The sequence below is a fragment of the Sulfitobacter alexandrii genome (assembly GCF_001886735.1).
Lineage (GTDB): Bacteria > Pseudomonadota > Alphaproteobacteria > Rhodobacterales > Rhodobacteraceae > Sulfitobacter > Sulfitobacter alexandrii.
In genome coordinates, this window is the sequence record NZ_CP018076.1 from 595,996 (window position 1) to 616,062 (window position 20,067).

At 65.1% G+C, this 20,067-nt stretch carries 17 protein-coding genes; 8 read left to right on the forward strand and 9 right to left on the reverse strand.

What is annotated here, in order from left to right; all coding sequences use genetic code 11:
* Positions 1–3 precede the first annotated feature (3 nt).
* The 4 genes from BOO69_RS02955 to BOO69_RS02970 form a co-directional block, all read right to left on the reverse strand.
* Positions 4–840, reverse strand: a complete 837-nt coding sequence (locus BOO69_RS02955; protein ID WP_071970154.1) for an ABC transporter permease — start codon at positions 838–840, stop codon at positions 4–6.
* A complete protein-coding gene (locus BOO69_RS02960; RefSeq protein WP_071970156.1) occupies positions 837–1,814 on the reverse strand; it encodes an ABC transporter permease in 978 nt (325 codons plus the stop codon). Before BOO69_RS02960 ends, BOO69_RS02955 begins: the two co-directional genes overlap by 4 nt.
* Before the next feature lie 64 nt (positions 1,815–1,878).
* Entirely contained in the window at positions 1,879–3,444 is a 1,566-nt protein-coding gene (locus tag BOO69_RS02965) for an ABC transporter substrate-binding protein (protein WP_071970158.1), read from the reverse strand.
* A 208-nt stretch (positions 3,445–3,652) separates the two neighbouring features.
* On the reverse strand, positions 3,653–5,332 hold the full coding sequence (locus BOO69_RS02970) for a thiamine pyrophosphate-binding protein (RefSeq protein WP_216637003.1): 1,680 nt from the start codon (positions 5,330–5,332) through the stop codon (positions 3,653–3,655).
* 146 nt (positions 5,333–5,478) lie between these two features.
* Between BOO69_RS02970 and BOO69_RS02975 the strand changes: the two genes are divergently transcribed.
* The 3 genes from BOO69_RS02975 to BOO69_RS02985 all read left to right on the forward strand — a co-directional run bounded on the left by BOO69_RS02975 (position 5,479) and on the right by BOO69_RS02985 (position 8,211).
* Positions 5,479–6,387 (forward strand): LacI family DNA-binding transcriptional regulator, encoded by a 909-nt coding sequence (locus BOO69_RS02975; RefSeq protein ID WP_083545436.1) that lies wholly within the window; start codon positions 5,479–5,481, stop codon positions 6,385–6,387.
* Between the two features lie 100 nt (positions 6,388–6,487).
* Positions 6,488–7,453: a 3-hydroxyacyl-CoA dehydrogenase family protein gene (locus BOO69_RS02980; protein ID WP_216637004.1), complete on the forward strand. Its 966-nt coding sequence runs from the start codon at positions 6,488–6,490 to the stop codon at positions 7,451–7,453.
* On the forward strand, positions 7,450–8,211 hold the full coding sequence (locus BOO69_RS02985; protein WP_071970160.1) for an SDR family NAD(P)-dependent oxidoreductase: 762 nt from the start codon (positions 7,450–7,452) through the stop codon (positions 8,209–8,211). Before BOO69_RS02980 ends, BOO69_RS02985 begins: the two co-directional genes overlap by 4 nt.
* 19 nt (positions 8,212–8,230) lie before the next feature.
* Here BOO69_RS02985 and BOO69_RS02990 read toward each other — a convergent pair whose 3' ends face one another.
* Together BOO69_RS02990 and BOO69_RS02995 are read right to left on the reverse strand one after the other, a co-directional pair.
* The gene (locus BOO69_RS02990; RefSeq protein ID WP_071970162.1) at positions 8,231–10,375 is read right to left on the reverse strand and encodes an acetate--CoA ligase family protein; all 2,145 of its coding nucleotides are present in this window, start codon (positions 10,373–10,375) and stop codon (positions 8,231–8,233) included.
* Between the two features lie 103 nt (positions 10,376–10,478).
* Positions 10,479–11,276, reverse strand: a complete 798-nt coding sequence (locus BOO69_RS02995) for an IclR family transcriptional regulator (protein ID WP_071970164.1) — start codon at positions 11,274–11,276, stop codon at positions 10,479–10,481.
* Positions 11,277–11,580: 304 nt separating this feature from the next.
* Here BOO69_RS02995 and BOO69_RS03000 point away from each other — a divergent pair, with 304 nt between their 5' ends.
* The 3 genes from BOO69_RS03000 to BOO69_RS03010 all read left to right on the forward strand — a co-directional run bounded on the left by BOO69_RS03000 (position 11,581) and on the right by BOO69_RS03010 (position 14,561).
* The gene (locus tag BOO69_RS03000) at positions 11,581–12,618 is read left to right on the forward strand and encodes a TRAP transporter substrate-binding protein (protein WP_071970166.1); all 1,038 of its coding nucleotides are present in this window, start codon (positions 11,581–11,583) and stop codon (positions 12,616–12,618) included.
* 135 nt (positions 12,619–12,753) lie between these two features.
* Positions 12,754–13,278: a TRAP transporter small permease gene (locus BOO69_RS03005; protein ID WP_071970168.1), complete on the forward strand. Its 525-nt coding sequence runs from the start codon at positions 12,754–12,756 to the stop codon at positions 13,276–13,278.
* Positions 13,275–14,561: a TRAP transporter large permease gene (locus tag BOO69_RS03010; RefSeq protein ID WP_071970170.1), complete on the forward strand. Its 1,287-nt coding sequence runs from the start codon at positions 13,275–13,277 to the stop codon at positions 14,559–14,561. Before BOO69_RS03005 ends, BOO69_RS03010 begins: the two co-directional genes overlap by 4 nt.
* Before the next feature lie 87 nt (positions 14,562–14,648).
* Here BOO69_RS03010 and BOO69_RS03015 read toward each other — a convergent pair whose 3' ends face one another.
* Both BOO69_RS03015 and BOO69_RS03020 read right to left on the reverse strand, forming a co-directional pair.
* Entirely contained in the window at positions 14,649–15,422 is a 774-nt protein-coding gene (locus BOO69_RS03015; protein ID WP_071970171.1) for an SDR family NAD(P)-dependent oxidoreductase, read from the reverse strand.
* Complete coding sequence (locus tag BOO69_RS03020) at positions 15,409–17,100, reverse strand: thiamine pyrophosphate-binding protein (protein WP_216637005.1); 1,692 nt, start codon at positions 17,098–17,100, stop codon at positions 15,409–15,411. The genes BOO69_RS03015 and BOO69_RS03020 overlap by 14 nt, the downstream gene beginning before the upstream one ends.
* Before the next feature lie 201 nt (positions 17,101–17,301).
* Here BOO69_RS03020 and BOO69_RS03025 point away from each other — a divergent pair, with 201 nt between their 5' ends.
* Entirely contained in the window at positions 17,302–18,228 is a 927-nt protein-coding gene (locus BOO69_RS03025; RefSeq protein WP_071970175.1) for an NAD-dependent epimerase/dehydratase family protein, read from the forward strand.
* A gap of 134 nt (positions 18,229–18,362) precedes the next feature.
* Positions 18,363–19,169 (forward strand): IclR family transcriptional regulator, encoded by an 807-nt coding sequence (locus BOO69_RS03030; protein WP_071970177.1) that lies wholly within the window; start codon positions 18,363–18,365, stop codon positions 19,167–19,169.
* 10 nt (positions 19,170–19,179) lie between these two features.
* On the opposite strand, the gene BOO69_RS03035 is transcribed toward BOO69_RS03030, so the two are convergent.
* Positions 19,180–20,010: a thioesterase family protein gene (locus tag BOO69_RS03035; protein ID WP_071970179.1), complete on the reverse strand. Its 831-nt coding sequence runs from the start codon at positions 20,008–20,010 to the stop codon at positions 19,180–19,182.
* Positions 20,011–20,067: the final 57 nt, after the last annotated feature.

The following is a 20,067-nucleotide window of genomic DNA, read 5'->3' on the forward strand; positions in this document are numbered from 1 at the left end:
GCATCACTTCTTCCTCCGTTTCAGGTTCGGGTTGAGCGCGTCGCTCAGTCCTTCGCCCACGAGGTTCAGGCACAACACGGTGATGATGATCGCGACACCGGGGAAGAAGCTCATCCACCAGGCGGTGCGCAGCATCGTCCGCGCGGCACCGATCTGGTATCCCCAGCTGATCATGTCGGGGTCGCCCAGCCCGAGGAAGCTGAGGCCGGATTCCATCAGGATCGCGGTCGCGACCATGAGGGTGGCTGTCACGATGACCGGTGCCATGGCGTTGGGGAGGATGTCGGTCAGCATGATGCGCCAGCTCGGCAGCCCCAGCACGCGCGAGGCCTCGACGAACTCCCGGCTGCGCAGGCTGAGGAACTCGGCCCGGACGAGGCGCGCCACCGGCGGCCACGAAACCACCGAGATCGCGAGGACGATGGAATTGATGGAAGGGCTCATGATGGCCACCAGAACGATGGCGAAGATCAGGCTGGGAATGGTCTGGAACACTTCGGTAAGGCGCATCAGAAGATCGTCGACCAGCCCGCCGGCGTAGCCTGCGACGGCCCCGATTCCGATGCCGATCACCAGCGCGATGCCGGTGGAAATCAGGCCGATCATCAGGGAGACCCGAGCGCCGTAGACGAGCCCCGCCGCGATGTCGCGGCCCAGCATGTCGGTGCCAAGAAGAAAACCGTTCTCAAGCGGCGCCTGGAATGGTGCGCCGACCATCTTCCAGGGTGACTGCGGGTAGATCAGCGAGGCGCCCATCGCCAGCGCTGCGATGAGCAGGAGGCAGGCAAAGGCGCACAGGGCGGCGCGGTTGCGCAGGAAGATCGTCCAGGAACCGGTCATTGCGTCACCTCGATGCGGGGATCGACAAGCGTGTAGAGAATGTCGGTGATGATGTTGAAGACGACGACCATCACCGAGGTGATGATGAAGATGCCCAGAAGCACCGGGTAGTCGCGCTGAAGCAGGCTGTCGAATGCCAGCCGCCCGATGCCGGGCCATCCGAACACGGTCTCCACCAGAACGGTCCCGCCGATCAGGTGGCCCGCCTGGATGCCTGCAAAGGTGATGACCGGCAGCAGCGCGTTGCGCAGGATATGACGGCGGGTGATGTAGGCCTCTGTCATGCCCTTGGCCCGCGCCGTCCGGACGAAATCCATCTCGGCCACTTCGAGCATCGAGGCACGGGTGAGCCGGGCGTAGACCGCCATGTAGAACAGGCCGAGGATCGTCATCGGCATGACGAGATGGTGCAGCACGTCAAGCACGTGGCGCAGTCCCTCGTAGCGCATGTCGGAAGAGACCATGCCGAAGGCCGGGAACCAGCCAAGGACGAGCGAGAACAGGAGGATCGCCATGAGGCCCATCCAGAACAGGGGAGTCGCATAGAAGATCAGGGCCAGCGTGCTGATCGCGCTGTCGGCCCATGTGCCGTGCCGCCGGGCGGCCAGCGCGCCGGCCATCACCCCCAGCAGGATCGAGATGGCCGAGGCGCTGAGCGTGAGCAGCAGGGTGGCCGGCAGCCGTTCGAGGATGATCTCCATCACGGGGGCGCCCTGCCGGTAGGACTGGCCGAGGTCGCCCTGGACCAGACCCTTCATGAAGATGCCGAGCTGGACGAGGATCGGCTGATCCAGCCCCAGTCGGGTGCGCAGGGCCTCCATGTATTCCGCGTCCACCGACCCGGATTTGCCGGCGATGACCGCGACCGGGTCGCCGGGTACGAGCCGGATCACGAAGAAGGCCAGAACACCGATCGCCAGGATGACGAAGATGCCCTTGATGAGGCGGCCGAGAACGAAGGAGAAGCGCTGCATGGGAGAATATCCGTGTCAGATCCCCCACCGCCGGGGCGGAGGGGGAAGGGAGGGTACGGTGGGATCAGCGTGCGATCCAGACGTCCGCCATCGTGTCGTTCAGACCGATCGCGCTGTCGACGAGGTTGCGGACCCGCGTGTGGTAGACGGTGGGGAAGTTGACCCGCACGAGGTAGGCGAAATACGCCTCTTCGACGACTTTCTGCTGAAACGCCTGGTAGAGTTCCTTGCGCTTCTCGTCGCTGGTCGCGCTGGCGGCTTCGGAAAGCAGGCGGTCGATCTCGGGATTGTCGAGGCCCGACACGTTGGCCGAGGGAGACCCCTGCACAAGGTTGCTCGACACGTAGGCACGCTCCACGCCGAGGGCCGGGTCGCCGTACTGGTAGAGCAGGTTCATGGTCAGGTCATAGTCCCACTGGCCCAGCGTCTGTGCCCATCCGCCGACATCGGTTTGCGTCACGTCCAGCTCGATCCCCACTTCGCGCAGCTGCTGGCGCACGTATTCGCCCATGCGGATGTAGGTTTCGGAGTAGGGCAGGCTGAGATAGCGGACGGTGACGCGCACACCGTTGTCGTCCGGTGTGAGACCCATCTCGTCCAGCAGCGCGCGGGATTTTTCGGGGTCATAGTCGGCGGCCGGCAGGTTGTCCGCATGGTAGGGCGAATTCGCGGGCAGAGGACCGTCGGCCGGATCCGCAAAGCCCATCCAGATCGCGTTGGCGATGAAATCGCGGTCGATCGCATGCCACACCGCCTTGCGGAAGCGGGGATCGTTCATCGGCTCGTTGCGCAGGTTGAACTGCACCCAGATGATCGGTGACAGGAATTCCCAGCCTGCATTCGTGACCTCGGTATCGGGCAGGGCGGCAAGGCGCTGCACGTCGAAATACTCCACGTCGCCGCCGCGCAGGACGTCCACTTCGCCGGTCTCGAAAGCGACCGCGCGCGACGCCGCGTCGGGCACGATGTTGAAGACGATCTCGTCGAGATAGGGCTTGCCGTCCTGCCAGTAGTCGTCATTGCGGACCAGCCGGATGAAGGAGCCGCGCTGCCATTCGTCCAGCTTGAACGGGCCCGTGCCGACAGGCGTATCGTTCGCCGGGTTCGCCCGGTAGTCGGTGTCCCGGTACAGGTGGGCCGGGATCATCGGCGTGCTGGACACTTCGAAGGACTGGAGGAACGCCGGGAACGACTCGTTCAGGGTGATCTTGACCGTGTTGTCGTCGGGGGCGCTGATTTCCTTGACCCGTTCCAGTACCCCACGGGCGCGGGGATGCACTTCGGGCAGGAATTCGGAGAGAGAGAACACGACGTCATCGGACGTGAACGGCTCGCCGTCGTGCCAGGTGACATCGTCCTGAAGATCGAAGGTGTAGGTCAGGCCGTCTTCGGAAACCTCCCAGGCTTCGGCCAGTCCGGGCATCGCCGACAGGTCGGGGCCGTAGCGGAGCAGACCTTCGTAGATCTTGCCTGCGACGAACTGGGTCGGACCCTGCTGGTTCAGGCCGAGCATGAGCATCGGCGGCTCCGGCTGTGCGATCAGTCGCAAGGTGCCTCCGGTCTGGGGCTCTTGCGCGGTGGCAATTTGAGCGGTCAGCGCAAACGCGGCCGCGTACTTCAGGAGCTTCATGGCTCTCCTCCCTGGTTTGGGTCTGCCTCCCAGCCGACCCCACGAGTTTCATTTGATGAAACTAGTTTCAAAAACACTCTGGCAATTCACCAAACAAGTGTCAACTACTGTAATTTCAGGCAAGTCGCAGGATGCAGCCAACGCGCAAGAACGCCCGACGCAGATTGCGAAAGGCGTTCTCTTTCAGGGTTTTAGAGTGAATTCAGGCCTAGGGTTGCCAAGGTTCCGGTGCGCGCGGATGGATGTCCGTCACCACGTCCAGCAGGACGGGCTTGCGCCCTGCGATGGCTCGTTCCAGCGCCGGGGCGAGGTCTGCAGGGTCCTCGATCCGAATCCCCTTGACTCCGAAATCGCGCGCGATCGCCGCAAAATCCGTGGGACCGAACCGGTTGATCTCGTCTGGGTTTCCGGGTCGGTCGCCATAGTGTCCACGCACCTTGTAGACGCCCTGGCCAAAGCCGGAATTGTTGTTGATCACCGTCACCACCGGGATGTTCCAGCGGCGCTGGGTCTCCAGTTCGCTCAGGTGATAATAGAACGCGCCGTCGCCGGAAAAGCAGACGACCGGCCGATCCGGTGCGCCGACCTGGGCGCCAAGGGCGGCGGGAAAGGCCCAGCCGAGTGACCCCGCCGCGCGGAGGTAGGTCTGACCCGCGTGGGGAAGATCGAGGACGGTCGCTGTCCAGATACCGGAATAGCCGGTATCAGCCACGAGCACGGCATTCTCCGGCAGAGCGGATGCAATCTCGGTGCACAGCCGTTCGACCCGGATGGGGGTTGCATCGCTTGTGGTATGAGGGCGCATTTCCTCGCGCCAGGCCGCCACCACGCCGCCCGCGTGGCTGGCCCAGTCCTGCCGAGGTGCCAAGGACGATCCGAGCTGGTCGTGCAGGTCGGCCAACGCCTGCGCCGGGCAGCCCCAGACAGGCAGCGTATCGGGGTAGTTTCGACCGATTTCCTGTCCGTCGAGGTCGATCTGAACGATCGGGGTGCCCGGCGCCGGAACTGTATAGGCATGCGTCGGCTGGTCGCCCGCGTGACATCCGACGAAGATCACGAGGTCGGCTTCGGAAACCAGCCGATTCGCAGGCGGCGCGGAGTAGCTGCCGACCGTTCCGATGTGCAGGGGATGATCCGTGGGCAGGATGCCGCGCCCGCCAAGCGACGTGGCGACGGGAATGTCGCATGCCTCTGCCAGCTTGCGCAGGGCGGCCTGCGCCCCGACCTGAAGCGCGCCCGCCCCGACCACGAAGACAGGGCGTTTCGCGGATCTGATCCGTTCGGCTGCCGCCGTAATGACGGCATCTCCGGCGTGGGGGCGGTGGCGCGGCAGGGCGCCCAAGGCCGGATCGGGGACGGGCGCACCGGTCAAGTCGCCCTGTTCGATGCGCTCTCCACCCAGACCATCGAGGTCGAGGTGCACCGGACCGGGAGAACTGTCGCCCGCGGTGCGGAACGCCTGCGCCAGCAGGTGCGGCAGCGCCGCGGGCTCGTCCACGGCCATGCTCGCCTTGGTGACCGGGGCAAAGAGCGGGGCGTGCGGCACTTCCTGGTAGGCGTTTCGATACTGCAGCATCGCCTCTTTCTTGCCCGTCAGCGCAACGACGGGGGCCCGGTGCAACCGGGCGTCCTGAAGCCCCGCGGCGAGGTTCGCCGCACCGACCGACTGGCACATGCAGACGCCGACACGGCCGGTGACCCGCGCGTATCCATCCGCCATATAGGCGGCGGATTTCTCGGCGTGGGCCATGATGCGAGCGATGCCCAGCTCCTCCATTTCAACCAGCGTGGGTCGCAGGATCGCGTCCATGAAGAAGACGTGACTTACGCCCAGATGCTTCAGGGCTTCGGCCATGTAACGGGCGCCCGACGTTCGGTCATCTTGCATGTGAGGTTCCTTTCCTGTGTGCGGGGACAGTCTAGGGCGACTTTGAAAGCGCTTTCAAGATTTGATTCATTGCGTTTCTTGGTCTACTAAAAGCATGGATGTAATAAAGGTACGCAGAGAAGAACAAGATTGAGAGCGCTTTCACGATGATGGAGATGGCCAAACCCAAGGGACGGGTCCGCATGGAGGAGGTCGCGCGGGTGGCGGGGGTCTCGCTCGCCACTGTGTCTCGTGTCCTCAGGCAGCCCGAGAAGGTGTCTCCGGGTCTGAGGGAAAAGGTGCAGGAGGCCGCCGCGCGGCTGGGGTATGCCCCCGATCCGGTGGCAGGCAGCCTTGCGGGCGCGCGATCCGCGTTGGTGGGGGTCGTCGTGCCAAGTCTGACGAATGCCTTCTTTGCCGGGACGCTGGAAGCCATGAGCGAGGTTCTGGAAAAGCGCGGTCTGCAGTTGATGGTCGGCTGCCACGGCTACGACCCCGACAGCGAGGAAGAGCTGGTCGCGGCACTTTCGGGCTGGCGGCCCTCGGCGCTGGTGATTACCGGGCTTGGCCAGGGACGCGGCGTGCTGGGCCACCTGTCACGGTCCGGCTGCCCGGTGATCGGCATGTGGGACACCGACGGCGGTTTCATGGACAGCACGGTGGGGTTCTCGCAGGCGCGGGCCGGAGAGATGGCGGCCGAGGCGCTGGTGGAGAAAGGTCACCGCGACGTTGCTTTTGTCGGTGCGACGCTGGACCGTGACAGCCGCGCGCGGGCGCGGGCGCGCGGGTTTGCCGCGCGGTTCAAGGCGCTGACCGGGCGAGAAGTTGCCTGCCACGACGTCGCCGGGCGCGGCCCGGGCGAGGGCGGCGCGGCGCTGGGGACCGTGCTGGCGGGGGACACGCGGATAACGGCAATCGCCTTTTCGGGCGATATGCTTGCCATCGGTGCGCTCTTCGAGGCGCAGCGCAGGGGCATCTCCGTCCCGGGCGAGCTGGCGTTGCTGGGTTACGGCGATCTCGAGATCGCGGGGTGTTCCAACCCCGGCATCAGCACGATCCGCCCCCCAGCCGTCTGATCGGCGAGGCGGTGGCAAACCACGTTCTCGCCCGTCTTGACGGGGCCGCGGCGTCGGTGGTGATAGATCTGCCTCTTGAAACAGTGCGACGGGGCAGCCTGTGACCGGTGTCGCGCAACCAAAGGCCGTTGCCGTCATCGGCGCGGGAACGATGGGCCATGCGCTGGCGCTGGTACATGCACTGGGAGGGTGCGAGGTCGCGCTTCACGATGTATCCGCGCCCGTCCTGGCCGCAGCGCCGGGATTGATCGATGGCGCGCTCGACACACTGGTTCAATCGGGCACTGTCACGCAGAAGGCGGGCGGCGAAGCGCTTGGCCGGATCCGCTATACCTCCGTGCTGCCCGAGGCGGCGGAGGGCGCGGAGCTGGTGGTGGAGGCGGTCGTGGAGAGCGCCGAGGTGAAGCGCGCCGTCTATGACGAACTGGACCGGGTTTGCGCCGCCGGGGCGGTCTGGGCGAGCAACACGTCCTATCTCGATGTTTTTCCGCTGATGCCGCGGCGGCGGCAGGACCGTGCGGCGATCGCGCACTGGTACACGCCGCCCTACCTCATCGATCTGGTGGACCTCGCGCCCGGTCCCGGGACCGATCCGCAGGTCATTTCCATGCTCGAACGCTTCTATGCCGAGATGGGCAAGGCGCCCGTCGTCTTCGACAGGCTGGTCCCCGGCTACGTTGCCAATCGCCTGCAGATGGCCCTGAACCTCGAATGTCTGCGCATGATCGAGGAAGGCTGGGCCGGCGCGGAAGAGATCGACAGGTCGATCCGCCATGGGCTGGTGGCGCGGATGGCCGTGCTCGGGCACATGCGCAAGATGGATTTCACCGGGCTTGAGATGGTGCGCAACGGGGTTTCGGCGGGCACGTACCAGCCGCCAGTCTCAGGGCGTGACAGCCCGGTCTTGCGCGGGTTGATCGAGGCTGGCCGCTCGGGTGTGCGCGATGGGGCGGGGTTCTATGACTATGCGGGCGAAAGCGCGGAGGTCCTGTTTCGGCGTCGCGATCAGCGGATCGCGCGGATGAAGCGGGCGATTGCGGATATCATGGAAGGGGACGGGGAATGATACAGGCGGATCTGAAGGGGCGCCGGGCGCTGGTGACAGGAGGCGCTTCGGGCATCGGGCTGGCCTGTGTCACCCTGCTGGCGGAGAGCGGCGCGCGGGTGGCCCTCAACCATCTGGCGGACGACCCCGCCGGGCCGGAACGCGTGGCTGCCCTGCAGGCGCGTGGGCTGGACGTGATCGGGGCGCCCGGCAACGTTTCCGTTCCCGGCGATGCGGAGGCGATGGTGAAGACCGCCATCTCCGACCTCGGCGGCCTGGAGATCCTCGTGAACAACGCGGGGACCTCCGGCACGGACGACAAGATCCCGCCATCGGAGTTGGACCGGATGACGGAAGACTTCTGGCAACTGCTGTTGAGCACGAACCTGCTTGGCGCCTTTCGCTGCGCCAAGGCTGCCGCTGACGCGTTGAAGGCGGGGCAGGGGGCCGTGGTGAACATCGCGTCGATCGCGGGGCTTGGCAAACAGGGCAGTTCCATTGCCTACGCCGCCAGCAAGGCCGCCCTCGTCAGCCTGACACAAAGCCTCGCGCGGGGTCTGGCCCCGGAGGTGCGGGTGAATGCCGTGGCCCCCGGACAGACCCGGACGCCGTGGACGGAAAACTGGCCGGAGGAGCGCAAGCAGTGGGCGCGCGACCTGTCGGTGCTGGGCCGCGTATCGGAACCGGAGGACATTGCGGAGGCGGTGTTGTTCCTGGCGGCAGGGGGGCGGATGGTGACCGGGCATGTTCTGGTCGTCGACGGGGGCATGACCCTGTGAGCGGCTGAGGGGCCGCCCGTCAGGCGGCGCCGTCCGTCTTCACGATCAGCGCATCCACTGCCACGCACCCCTTGCCCCGGGGCAGGACCAACACGGGGTTGAGGTCGATTTCCGCGATATGCGCGGCATGGGCTACCGCGAACCGGGAAAGGCGGACGATCGTGTCTTCCAGCGCGGCGCGATCGGCAGGCGGCGCGCCGCGGTAGCCGTCCAGAAGCGCGGCGAGGCGGGTCTCGTCGATCATTTCCGCTGCGTCCTCCGGCGTCAGCGGGGCGCGGCGCAGGGCCACGTCGCCCACCAGTTCGGTCAGCGTGCCCCCAACTCCGACCAAAATCATCGGCCCGAAATCAGGGTCGTTCTGCACCCCGATGATCGCCTCGACCCCGCCTGAGATCATCTGTTGCACCACGTACTTCGGTGATCCGCCGTTCAGCGTCGTCCCGTGCAATTTGGCGGACAGGTCTTCAAAAGCCGTGCGCAGGCCGGCGGCGTCGCCGATGCCGAGGCGGACCAGTCCGGCCTCCGTCTTGTGCTCCATGCCATCGGCCAACCCCTTGAGCACCACCGGGAAGCCGATGTCGCGTGCCGCCTCCTCGGCTGTCCGAAGGTCGTCGCACAACGCTTCGCCCACCATCGGCAGGCCGGCCTCACGCAGCAGCGCCTTCGCATCATACTCCGACAGGCTGCGGCCCGCGACCTGATCGAGGATCGCGGGGCGCGGCGCGGGTTCGGGCATCGGTGCGCTTTTCGCGGCGCGCGACAGCCGCGCGTGAAAGTCCAGAAAGTGCCGCAACGCCCGCAGCATCGGCCGCGTGCCGCGGTAGATCGGCAAGCGCCGGGCACGGGCAAGCCGCTCGTAGCCTTCTTCGACCACCTTGCCGCCATCGTAGACCACGAGAATCGGCTTGTCGGTGCGTGCGGCCAGATCTTCCAGCGGGCGGATCAGCCCTTCGCGCCATGCCGCACGAACTTGGTGGATGAACACCACAAGGATATCGGTATTGTCATCGGCCGCCACGGCCTCAAGGGCTTCCGCCCAGCGTTCGGGGTGGGTAGTGACATTGCCGGACAGGTCGAGCGGATTGTCCGGTGGTGTGAAATCGAGCAGGGGCCGAAGGCGGGCCACGGTTTCGGAGGTGAAATCGGTCAGCTCGATCCCCAGCGTTTCGGCTTGGTCCGCGATCACGCCGCACCATCCCCCCGAGAAGGACACGACGCCGACACGCTCGCCCCGGGGGGGCGGGCATTTCTCGAACAGGGTCGCGACCTGCGCCAGTTCCATGGGGTCGTCCACCGCGATCACGTTGCCTTGGCGAAAGACGGCGGCGTAGGTCCGGTGTGCACCCGCCATCTTGCCGGTATGGGCCAGCGCGGTGCGTGCAGCGCGGGCGCTGCGCCCGATCTTCAGGACGATCAGCGGCTTCTGCGCCGTCATCGCCTGCCGTGCCACGGCGAGGAACCTGGCGGGGTCGCGCAGGCCCTCGAGCACCATGGCGACCGACGTCACCGCGGGGTCCGCCAGGGCGTAGCCGGCGTAGTCCGCGGCCTCCACGTTCATCTCGTTGCCGGTGGACACGATGTAGCGCAGGTGCGCGCCCTGATCGTGGGCATGTGTCAGCAGCACCATCATCAACTGCCCGCTCTGCGAGATCAAAGCCGTTCCGCCGGGGGAAAGGTCATCGGGGAAGGTGGCCGAGGTCAGGCCCATGAAGCCGTTGCCGAGATTTGCGAGGCCCAAACAATTCGGCCCGCAGACGGCGATCCCGTGCGTGTTGGCGATGGTCCTGATCCGGTCCTCCAGCGCCCGGCCCTCTTCGCCGGTTTCGGAAAATCCGGCCGCCAGGATCACCGCGCCCTTGACGCCCTTGCGGCCGCATTCCTCCAAAACCTGCGGCAGCACCGCCTTGGGCACGAAGATCAGTGCAACGTCCACCGGACCGGGAATGTCGGCGACGGAGGCGTGGCACGGCAGGCCGTTCAGTTCATCGTACTTGGCGTTGACAGGGTGGATGTCGCCCTTGAAGCCCATCCGTTGCAACGTGGGAATGGCGCTCCCGCTCCAGCCCTCCTTGCGGGCGCTTGCGCCGATGATGGCGACACTCCACGGTGCCATGAGGCCCGAGAGGCGACTGTCCTCGATCGCTTTTCCCACGTCTTCTGCCATTGTCATCCCCCGCTTCGCCACAGTGCGAGGACTATTCAGAAGAGACCGGCGCTTGTCAAAGAAATTGAAATTAGATTTCGCACAGCGGACAAATGGCCATGACCTACGCGTGCGGAAGGCTGCGCATCCGCGCCTCGATATTGCGTGCGGTGTTCAGCAGAGCAGGGGCAAAGTAGCTGGCGGCCCTGGCCGGGGTCAGGATCGAGGACAGGCCCGAGACCGAGATCAGCAAGGGTTCCGCCCCGTCGGCGATCCGGATGACCGTCGCGATGGCATTGAGTTCGGGGAACCAGTCCCCGAACGCGGAAACGTACCCAAGCGTCCGCAGGTCTTCGGCGGCATGGTCGATGGCCCGCGCGTGTTGCGCCCAAAGCGATGGGTCCTGCGCCGAGAGGCGTTCGATCAATGCGCCGCGGACTTCCGGCTGGAGCCAGCCCAGGTACGCGCGGCCGATGGCGGTCTGCGCGATGGGCACCTGCGCACCGACGTTGAGGTTCAGCACGATCGCTTCCGGCCTCCGGGCGAGATCCACGTATTTTATTGTCCCGTCGTCAGGTGTTCCCAGCGCGACGGAAATGTCGCCGATCTCGGAAAGGGCGGCAATCGCGGGGCGGGCGATGTCGCGCAGGCCGGTCGCATGGTGGGCCGCCTGCCCCAGCGCAACCAGACGTGGCGACAGGCTGTAGCGTCCCAGCGCCTTGTGATGGACGAGGTAGTTCAACTGCACCAGCGTATGCGCAAGGCGTGCCACTGTCGGACGGGGCAGTGCGGTACGGTCCGCCAGCATCTGATTCGTGAGGCTGCGATCATCCGGCCCGAAAGCGGCGAGCAATGTCAGGCCCCGTGCCAGCGAGGTCACGAACTGGCGGTCATTGCTCCGATCCGGAATGTCATGTGCCATCGGTCACACCTTCGTCCTGTACCTTGGGCGCGATCGGCCGCCGCGCAATGTCGCAAAGGTATCATGCTGTTGCACTTTTTTGGAATACTTATCCGCTATGCAGACATTTATCGTGATTTCTGTCCGACGCCGATCTCCTCCGCCCCTGCCTGAGCGAACGGAGGACCGGAAATAATCGAGTGACACACCGACATTTTTAAAATACAGTTCCAAAAAGGTAATTGCCATCCGGGGAGGGAGCCCCGGAGGCACAACGAGGGTCGGCCCGACACGATGGGAAGGCCTGAATCAGGGAGGAATACAGATGAACAAGATCACCAAGACGGTGTTCGCCGCGGCCCTTGCCGTGACCGCCACGGTCGGTGGCGCATGGGCGCAGGAGATCACGCTCAAGGTCGGCCATTCGTCCGAAGCCGAGGCGATGCTGCCCGGCGCGGGCCGGACAGCGGGTGTGCTGGCATTCAAGAACCATATCGAAGTCGCCTCGGGCGGCCGCATCGCGGTAGAGGTGTTTCCCAACGGTTCGCTGGGCAATGCGCGCACGATGATCGAATCCGCACAGCTTGGTACGTTGCAGGCTGTCGGCGGCTATACCTCGATCATGGTGCCCTTCGTGCCCGAGATCGCCGTCACGCAGATTCCATACGTCTTCGAAGACAACCTGACCGCGTGGAAGGTGATGGATGGCCCGGTCGGCGACGATCTCGCGGCGCTCTTCCTCGAGGAGACGGGCCTGCGTGTTCTGGGGTGGGCCGACGGATCCGGCTATCGCCACATCTATTCCGAAAAGCCGATCAAGAGCCCGGCCGACATGAAAGGCATGACCATGCGGGTGCCCGAGAATCCGGGTCTGCTGGCGATGTTCCGCGCCTGGGGCGCCAAGACGGTGACCATCACCTGGGCGGAGCTCTACACCTCGCTTCAGTCCGGCATGGCCGAGGGGCACGACACCGAGCTCTACTCGATGTACTCCAAGAAGCTGTACGAGGTGAATCCCTACGTCACCATGAGCCGTCACAGCTTCAACCTGCATCCGCTGATGATGAACGAGCAATTCTTCCAGTCGCTGTCCGAGGAGGACCAGACCATCGTCCTTCAGGCGGCGGATCTTTACACCCGTGTCGCCAACGCACACTCGCTGCTGAGTTCGCTGGTGGTGCAGGAGGCGATGGAGAAGGAAGGTGCGACCTTCTACTATCCGACGGATGAAGAGATCGACCAGTTCCGTGAATTGGGCCAGCAGCCCTACATCGACACCATCGTGGGCAAGATCGGTGACGACGGCCAGGAGTGGGTCGATCGCATCATCTCCGCCGCCGAAGAGGCGAAGGACGAAAGCTGACGCAGGGCGCGGGGTGGCCTTTGCCGCCCCGGCATCCCCGAACGATCAAGGCAGACAGACCCTCGGCACGGACCGCAACCGGTCCGTGCCCGCCATGCAGACCAGAGCCGACCATACCGTTGTGAGGGGCGAGACATGAGGCGTTTTGCGGAGTTCTACCAGAGATTTCTGGACCTGATCGAAAAGGCGACCTTTGCCGTGGCCATGACGCTGACGGCGGCTCTTTTCCTTGTGACCTCGCTGGGGATCATCACCGAGCAGACGACCGGCAATTCGCTGGTCTGGACCGAAGAGATCAACAACCTGCTGTTCGCGTGGATCATCTTCCTCGGCGCAGGGGCCATTGCCCGCCGGGGCGGACATATCGGGGTGGACCTGATCCATGGCTACATCGGGCCACGCGGTCTCTATGCGCTCAGGGTGCTTTACGCCGCGCTGGCGATGATCGTGGTGTTCGTCATGGTCTGGTACGGCCATCGTATGGCGATGTTCGTCGGGCGGTCGCAGACGTCGCTCTACCTCGATATCTCCCTCTACTACTACTACCTTTCGATCCCCGCGGGCGGTGTGATCTTCGGCCTGATGACCATCGGGACGATCCTGCCCGGTACCCCGAAACGCGAAGACGAGCTATCCCAGCTCGAGGAGATCCCCGAATGATCACGATACTCGCGGGCAGCTTCGTGCCCATGCTCATCCTCGGGGTGCCGATCGCGCTGTGCCTCGTGCTGATGACGATCTTTGCCTATGCCAACATCGGCGAACCGCTGCTGTTCCTGCAAATTCCGCAGCGGATGTTTTCGTCGACGGAGAACCTGCTGCTGTTGTCGATCCCGTTCTTCATCATGGCGGGCGAAATCATGAACCGCGCCCGCATCACCGACCGGCTCATGGACCTGTCGGCGGCGCTGGTCGGCTGGATCAGGGGCGGGCTGGCCCATACCAACATCGTGGCCTCGATGTTCTTTGCGGGCATCACCGGATCGGCGGTTTCCGATACCGTCGCGGTGGGCAGCATCATGGTCCCCGCGATGCGTGAACACGGCTATGACGAGGACTACAGCGCGGCCGTGACCGCATCGAGTTCGGTGATCGGGCCGATCATTCCGCCGTCTATCCCGATGCTTCTCTACGCCTCGGTCATGAACGTTTCCATCGCGGGACTGTTTCTGGGCGGGTTGCTGCCGGGGGTTCTGGTCGCACTGGCGCTGATGGTCGCGGCCTATCTGCTGGCGGTGCGGCGTGGCTTCGGGGAGCGCGCGCCTTTCGTCGGCGTTCTGAGGCTGCTGCTGGCGGTCCTGCGCGGCATTCCGGCGTTGCTGCTGCCGATGATCATCATGGGCGGCATCCTGTTCGGCTTCTTCAGCCCCACGCAGGCTTCCGCCGTTGCGGTAATGTACGGTCTGGCCATCGGCTTCCTTTTCTACCGTACCCTCAGCTGGCGCGATATCGCCCCGATCCTCAAGCACACCGTGACGGCCACGGCGATGATCATGTTCCTGCTGGCCTCTGCCAAGAGCTTCTCGTGGCTCGTCAGCTACTACAACCTGGTGGAACACGTGACCCTGGTCTTTGTCAGCCTGACCGAGAACAAGTACGTGTTCCTGATGCTGGTGAATGTCCTGTTCCTTGTCATCGGCATGTTCCTGGACATGGGATTTGCCATCATCGTCCTCGGGCCGCTCATCGCGCCGATCGCCTATCAGTACGGGATCGACCCGATCCATTTCGGCCTCATCACGTGCGTCAACCTGACCATCGGGCTGGCGACGCCGCCGTTCGGGTTGGTGCTGTTCGCCGCCTGCAGCGTGTCGGGCGTAAAGCTGTCGCGGCTGAGCTGGTCGATCCTGCCCTTCATCGGGGCGGAACTGGTGGTGCTGATGCTGGTGACCTACGTGCCGTTCTTCACGATGTTCTTCCCCAGGCTCTTCGGCTACGCCTGATCGGCTGGCCGGCCCATAGGTCCATACGAAAGGCCCGGTGACATGTCACCGGGCCTTTTCGCTTTTGGATTTTCAGGAAAAGGTCGGTCAGATCACCATCGCCTGCCCGCCATTGATGTCGAGGGAGGCGCCGTTGACGAAACCTGCCTCCTCGGACGCGATGTAGGCGACAGCGGCGGCTATGTCCTCGACCGTTCCGTGGCGGCGCACCGGGATCGTGGACAGCACCCTCTCGCGTTCCTCGGGCGATTGCCGTTCGGACAGGAGCCGTTCAACCCGCGGCGTCAGGATCGCGCCCGGACAGAGCGTGTTGCAGGTGATGCCCGCCGGCCCGAATTCCTGCGCGATCTGGAGCGTGAAAGCCTGCATCGCGCCTTTCGACGCGGCATAGTTCGCCCCGGCGAAGAGCGAGCCGAACCGTCCGGCCTTGGAGCCCATGTTGATGATACGGCCATAGCCCGCATCGACCATGGCCGGCAGCAGGGCGCGCGTCGTGCGCACGCAGGCGGTGACATTGACGTCCATCACGAGGTTCCAGTCCGCCTCGCTCTGCTCGAGGAACCTGAAGGGGGTGTGGAGTGATCCACCGATGTTGTTCACCAGCACATCCAGTCCACCGAAGGCTTCCAGCAGTTCCGCCGCCGCTTCGGCGATGGCCGTGCCGTCGGTCATGTCGAGGGTCGTGGTGTGCAGCGACAGGTCCGCATCGCGGGCCGCCCGGACCGCGTTATCCAGCGCCCCGGAGTCGCGGTCCCAGATCGCGACCCTTGCGCCTTCGGCTGCCAGCCGCAGGGCGACACCCCGGCCCAGCCCCTCGGCCCCCGCCGTTACTAGGGCGGTCCGGTTCTCAAATCGGCGCATTGTCCACCGCCTCGTGATGGCTCGCCTCGGGATCGATCTTGACGTCGACCACCACGGGACCGCCCATGTCATGCGCCTGGTCGAGCGCATCCCTGATTTCGTCCGGGTGATAGACGCTCAGCCCCTTGGCCCCCATGCCCTCGGCTACCTTGGCAAAATCGACTTCGTTGAAATCGACGGCGATACGCTTGTCCCCGAGATTGTCGCGGACCATGCCGAGACCGGAGTTGTTCGAGACGAGGTAGACCACGTCGAGTTCCCTCTGAACGGCGGTCGGCAGGACCTGTACCGTCATCATGAAACCGCCGTCCCCCGCCAGGCAGGTGACCCTCTTTTCCGGATGCACCATCTTGGCGGCGGTCGCCGCCGGGCCGCCCCAGCCCATCACGCCGGTGCCGCCGGGCACCAGCAGCTGCCCCCCGTGCGGCATGCGTAGGCCGAAAGTCGCCCAGATGCGCTGTGCGCCGGCGTCGAGTGTCAGAAGATCGTCCGCGCCGAGAAATCCCTGCAGGCTGCGGACCACGTCGGTGTGGTGAACCGTGCCCTGCGCCGCCGGCAAGTCGGGCAGAAGGTCGTAACCGTGCTTCTTCTTCAGGGCCATTCCCGCTTCGATGCGCGCGCCGGTCTTCTCGGACGACAGGCCCCGTTGGGACAGCATCGCGACCACGTCGGCGACATCCCCGGTCACGGCGAGGTCCACCGGGTATACCCAGCCCGCATTCCGCGGATCGATGTCGATCTGCACGAGGGTCTGGTCTCCGGGGCGGATAAGGTCCGGATCGCGGAACCGGGTATAGTCAGGCCCCATCGACGCGCCCATCATCACCACCAGATCAGCCGCGGCCAGCACCCGGTTCGCGGCCTTGTGGCCCCATGTGCCAAGCATTCCCGCACAGACCGGCGCATCCTCCGGGATCACGCCCTTGCCGTTGTAGCTGGTCACGACCATGATCCCGGCGGCCTCCGCCAGATCCTGCAGCGCCTGACCCGCACCCGACGACAAAACGCCGTTGCCCGCCACGATCACCGGTGATTTGGCCCCCTCGATCAGGTCGGCAATCTGCGCCACCGCTGCAGGGTCCGGCTTGGGCGGCACATGGCGCAGGTAACCTTCGGAAGGGTACAGCGCGGGCTTGGGCGTGTCGGGCATTTCCTGCCGGATGATCGGCGTCTTCATGATGACCGCCGCAGGCCCCTGACGCGGAAGCGTTGCGTGTTTTACCGCCATCTGCGTCCCGAACACCGCCTCTTCCGGCGCGGTGGCGTAGGTGCAGTACTTTGTAATCGGTTTGAGCGAGGCCATCGCATCGGCGCCGCCATAATCTCCGGTCATCGTCTGATAGCAGCCCATCTGGCCATAGCCGTCGTAATCGGAGGTTTCGGTAAGGATGACCATCGGGGATCCCGCGAAATGCGCTTCGATGATGCCAAGGCCGCCCATCGTGGTGATCCACGGCCCCTGGCCCATCAGTGCGGCGGGTTTGCCGGTCAGCCGCCCGGTTGCCTGCGCCATGATCGACGCGATCCATTCGTTCCGGCACAGGACGACGTCGAAATCGTCCTTCGCGTCGTGAAAGGCGGGAAGGGCCCATGTCACGCCCAGTCCCGGCAGGGTAAAGCCGCGGGTCACGCCGCATTCCACCAATGTGCGGACCACCATTTCGCTTGTTTTCGCCACGTTCACCTCCCTCTGGCACGGTGCCGCCGGGGCCGGTGCCGGGCGCACCCTTTGGTGGACCGGCGGCCCTGGCGCGCGACCTGTTTGTCGAGATCACACTGACATTTTTGAAATTCAGTTTCAATATTAATTGGAATATGATTCCAAAACTGTATGCTGCTGGCCAAGGCAGGCCGCCGCACCGGTGAAGGAGGACAAGAAATGGCTGACAGGGTTCTGATCACTGGAGCGACCGGTTTCCTTGGCGCCTGGACGATCGACCGGTTGCTGGCCGAGGGCAGGGAGGTCATCGCGACGGATCTCGGCACCGATCATCGCCGCCTCGAGGCGATAAGGCCGCTGCCCGAAAAGGGTCTATTGATCGAGCGTTGCGACGTGACGGATGCCGCCGCCCTGAACGAGCTGGTGTCGCGCACGCGGCCCGGCGGGATCATCCACCTTGCGGCACTTCAGATACCGCAATGCCGCGAAAACCCGGCCCTCGGGGCCAGCGTGAACATCCTTGGCCATATCAACGTGCTGGAAGCCGCGCGCGCGGCGGGCATCGGCAAGGTCGTCTATACCAGTTCCATCGCGGCCAAGCCCCGCGGACCGGCGAACGCGCCGTCGAATCTCTACGGTGTCTACAAGAAGACCTGCGAGGAGATTTCGCGGCTCTATTGGCAGGATCACGGTCTGCCGTCGCTGGGCCTGCGGCCGCATATCGTCTACGGTGTTGGCCGGGACGACGGCGAAACCTCGGCCATCACCCGCGCGATAGAAGCGGCCGCGTTGGGGCGTGCCTACACGCTGCCTTTCCGGACCCGCAGCTGTTTTCAGTACGTGGGGGACGTGGCCAGGATCTTTGCCCGCGCGGTCGGCAGCGACTGGCAGGGCGCGCTGTTGTCGGACGTGACCGACAACGTGATCTCGACCGACGATATTCTTGCCGCGATCCGAAAGGCGGTGCCGGACTCGCGGATCGACGGAAGCGCGGAGGAGCGGGAGTCGCCCCTGGTCGGCTTCGATACCGAACCGCTCCGGCAGGTGATCGGTGACTGGACGGAAACCGGCGTGGAGGACGGCGTCGCGCAGACGGTGTCGCTCTACCGCGATAACGCCGCCCGGATGTCCCGGCAGGGGGCCTGACCCCGCTTGGCAAAGGGCTACGATCACGATTCTGCAGCCTGCGAATGTCCCGCTACCGGATCACTCTTGGCGTTCCGGTAGCGGGACGTGCTATGACCCTGCGCAGACAACAACCACCTATCCGGGAGCCTCCCTTGGTCAAACGCAAACCAGCGCCCTCCGAAGACAGCGGGCAAAAGGATTATCGGATCAACTCCGGCCTCGCGCGCGGGCTCTCGGTGCTCAAGGCCTTTGGCCCCGACAACCGGCCCATCGGCAATTCCGAGATCGCGGACCGGGTCGGCCTGCCGAAAGCCACGGTGTCGCGGCTGACCTTCACGCTGACCGAACTGGGCTATCTCGAACATGACGCGGATACCGGCCGTTACGCGCTGGGCCCGGCGGTGCTGACGCTGGGGTACGACGTGCTGGCCCAGATGGAGATTCGCGACATCGCCCGCCCCTACATGCAGGAGCTGGCGGAATATGCGGATGCGAACGTCTATCTTGGTACACCCAACGGGCTCGAGTTCATCTACGTCGAGGCCTGCCGCACCCCGGCGTCCATGGCGATCCGGCTCGGGGTTGGGTCGCGCATACCGATCACCCGGACCGGGATGGGGCGGTCCTTTCTCGCTGCCCTGCCCGAGGCGGAGCGCGAACGCATCCTCGCGGCGATTGCGCAGCGGGACGGCGACGGCGGCCCGGATCTGATCGCCAAGGAACGCGAGGCCATCGCCTATGCCACCGAGCACGGTTTCGCCATGAGCGGCGGAGACTGGATTCCCGAAGCGAATTCCGCGGGCGCCGTGATCCGCCGCGCGGATGGCTACCCGGTTTACGCGATCAACGTCGGTGGGCTTCGGTCGATCATCACCCGGCAACGGCTGGAGGACGATCTGGGGCCCCGGCTGATCGCGACCGCGCGCAAGATCGAACACATCGCGCGCGGCATGCTGTAGCGGCGGCGGATCAGGCCGCGCCTGGCAGCGCCAATGCGTCCGGGATCGGGACCACCTTGCGCGTCTTCAGGTCCATCAGAACCGAAAGCACCTGCCCGACGGCGTAGAGCTCTCCGGTCACGGCGTCCTCGATCTGGTGGCAGAACCGGTAGGTCTTGGAGCCCAGGTCGATGCAGTGGCTCGACTGGCTCAGAACGGCGCCGGGACGGGGCTGCGCGATACAGTCGAATTTCATTTCCAGTACCACGCGGCCCAGGGATCGCTCTCTCAGCCAACTGCTCGTGGCGCCCAGCAACGCCCATGCGGATTGTCCGCCGTTGCTGAAACTCGACACCAGCCGCTCGGCGCGCCATGCGCCTGCATGATCCATGTCCGACGGCAGAACGTGGGTGATGCAGGTGACCGCGCCGCGCCCGCCCCTGATCCGCTCGGCGGTGTCGGGCAGGGGCGGGATCGGACCGGTATCCAGCCCCCGTGGCGCGGCATCGGGAAAATCGGCGAGCGGCTGCGTGTCGAGGTGAGACGCATCGCTCCGGAGCCGGTCCAGCGTCCCGCAGTTCAGGGTGGTACCGTCCACCGTCAGCCGGTGCATCAGGTAGACCGCCCCGTCGGAATCGTGCACCGGCAGGGTCATTACCGTCGCCGCGTCGTCCACGTGGAGTTCACGGAAGAACCGCGTGTGTGCCGTTGCCATCGGAACATCGTCCAGACCGTGACGCAGCCGGAACAGGGTGCCAGCCTCCCGGAACCGCTGGTGAAAGAACTGGACGTTCAGGTGACTGTTCGAATCGCACTCCCAGGTCTGGACGGTGGAGACATGCGTAAGCTGGCCTTCAAGCATGGGCGGTCCTTGTTCGTTGGTATCCGCTCGATGCTAGCCGATGTCCGCGCGGAAGAC

Bases quoted from the DNA above. Each gene is read 5' to 3' on its own strand.
- BOO69_RS02985 (WP_071970160.1), top strand. From the start codon at position 7,450: ATGATACAGGCGGATCTGAAGGGGCGCCGGGCGCTGGTGACAGGAGGC.
- BOO69_RS02970 (WP_216637003.1), bottom strand. From the start codon at position 5,332: ATGCAAGATGACCGAACGTCGGGCGCCCGTTACATGGCCGAAGCCCTG.
- BOO69_RS02990 (WP_071970162.1), bottom strand. From the start codon at position 10,375: ATGGCAGAAGACGTGGGAAAAGCGATCGAGGACAGTCGCCTCTCGGGC.
- BOO69_RS03000 (WP_071970166.1), top strand. From the start codon at position 11,581: ATGAACAAGATCACCAAGACGGTGTTCGCCGCGGCCCTTGCCGTGACC.
- BOO69_RS03010 (WP_071970170.1), top strand. From the start codon at position 13,275: ATGATCACGATACTCGCGGGCAGCTTCGTGCCCATGCTCATCCTCGGG.
- BOO69_RS03005 (WP_071970168.1), top strand. From the start codon at position 12,754: ATGAGGCGTTTTGCGGAGTTCTACCAGAGATTTCTGGACCTGATCGAA.
- BOO69_RS02975 (WP_083545436.1), top strand. From the start codon at position 5,479: ATGATGGAGATGGCCAAACCCAAGGGACGGGTCCGCATGGAGGAGGTC.
- BOO69_RS02965 (WP_071970158.1), bottom strand. From the start codon at position 3,444: ATGAAGCTCCTGAAGTACGCGGCCGCGTTTGCGCTGACCGCTCAAATT.
- BOO69_RS03035 (WP_071970179.1), bottom strand. From the start codon at position 20,010: ATGCTTGAAGGCCAGCTTACGCATGTCTCCACCGTCCAGACCTGGGAG.
- BOO69_RS02995 (WP_071970164.1), bottom strand. From the start codon at position 11,276: ATGGCACATGACATTCCGGATCGGAGCAATGACCGCCAGTTCGTGACC.
- BOO69_RS03015 (WP_071970171.1), bottom strand. From the start codon at position 15,422: ATGCGCCGATTTGAGAACCGGACCGCCCTAGTAACGGCGGGGGCCGAG.
- BOO69_RS02960 (WP_071970156.1), bottom strand. From the start codon at position 1,814: ATGCAGCGCTTCTCCTTCGTTCTCGGCCGCCTCATCAAGGGCATCTTC.
- BOO69_RS02955 (WP_071970154.1), bottom strand. From the start codon at position 840: ATGACCGGTTCCTGGACGATCTTCCTGCGCAACCGCGCCGCCCTGTGC.
- BOO69_RS03025 (WP_071970175.1), top strand. From the start codon at position 17,302: ATGGCTGACAGGGTTCTGATCACTGGAGCGACCGGTTTCCTTGGCGCC.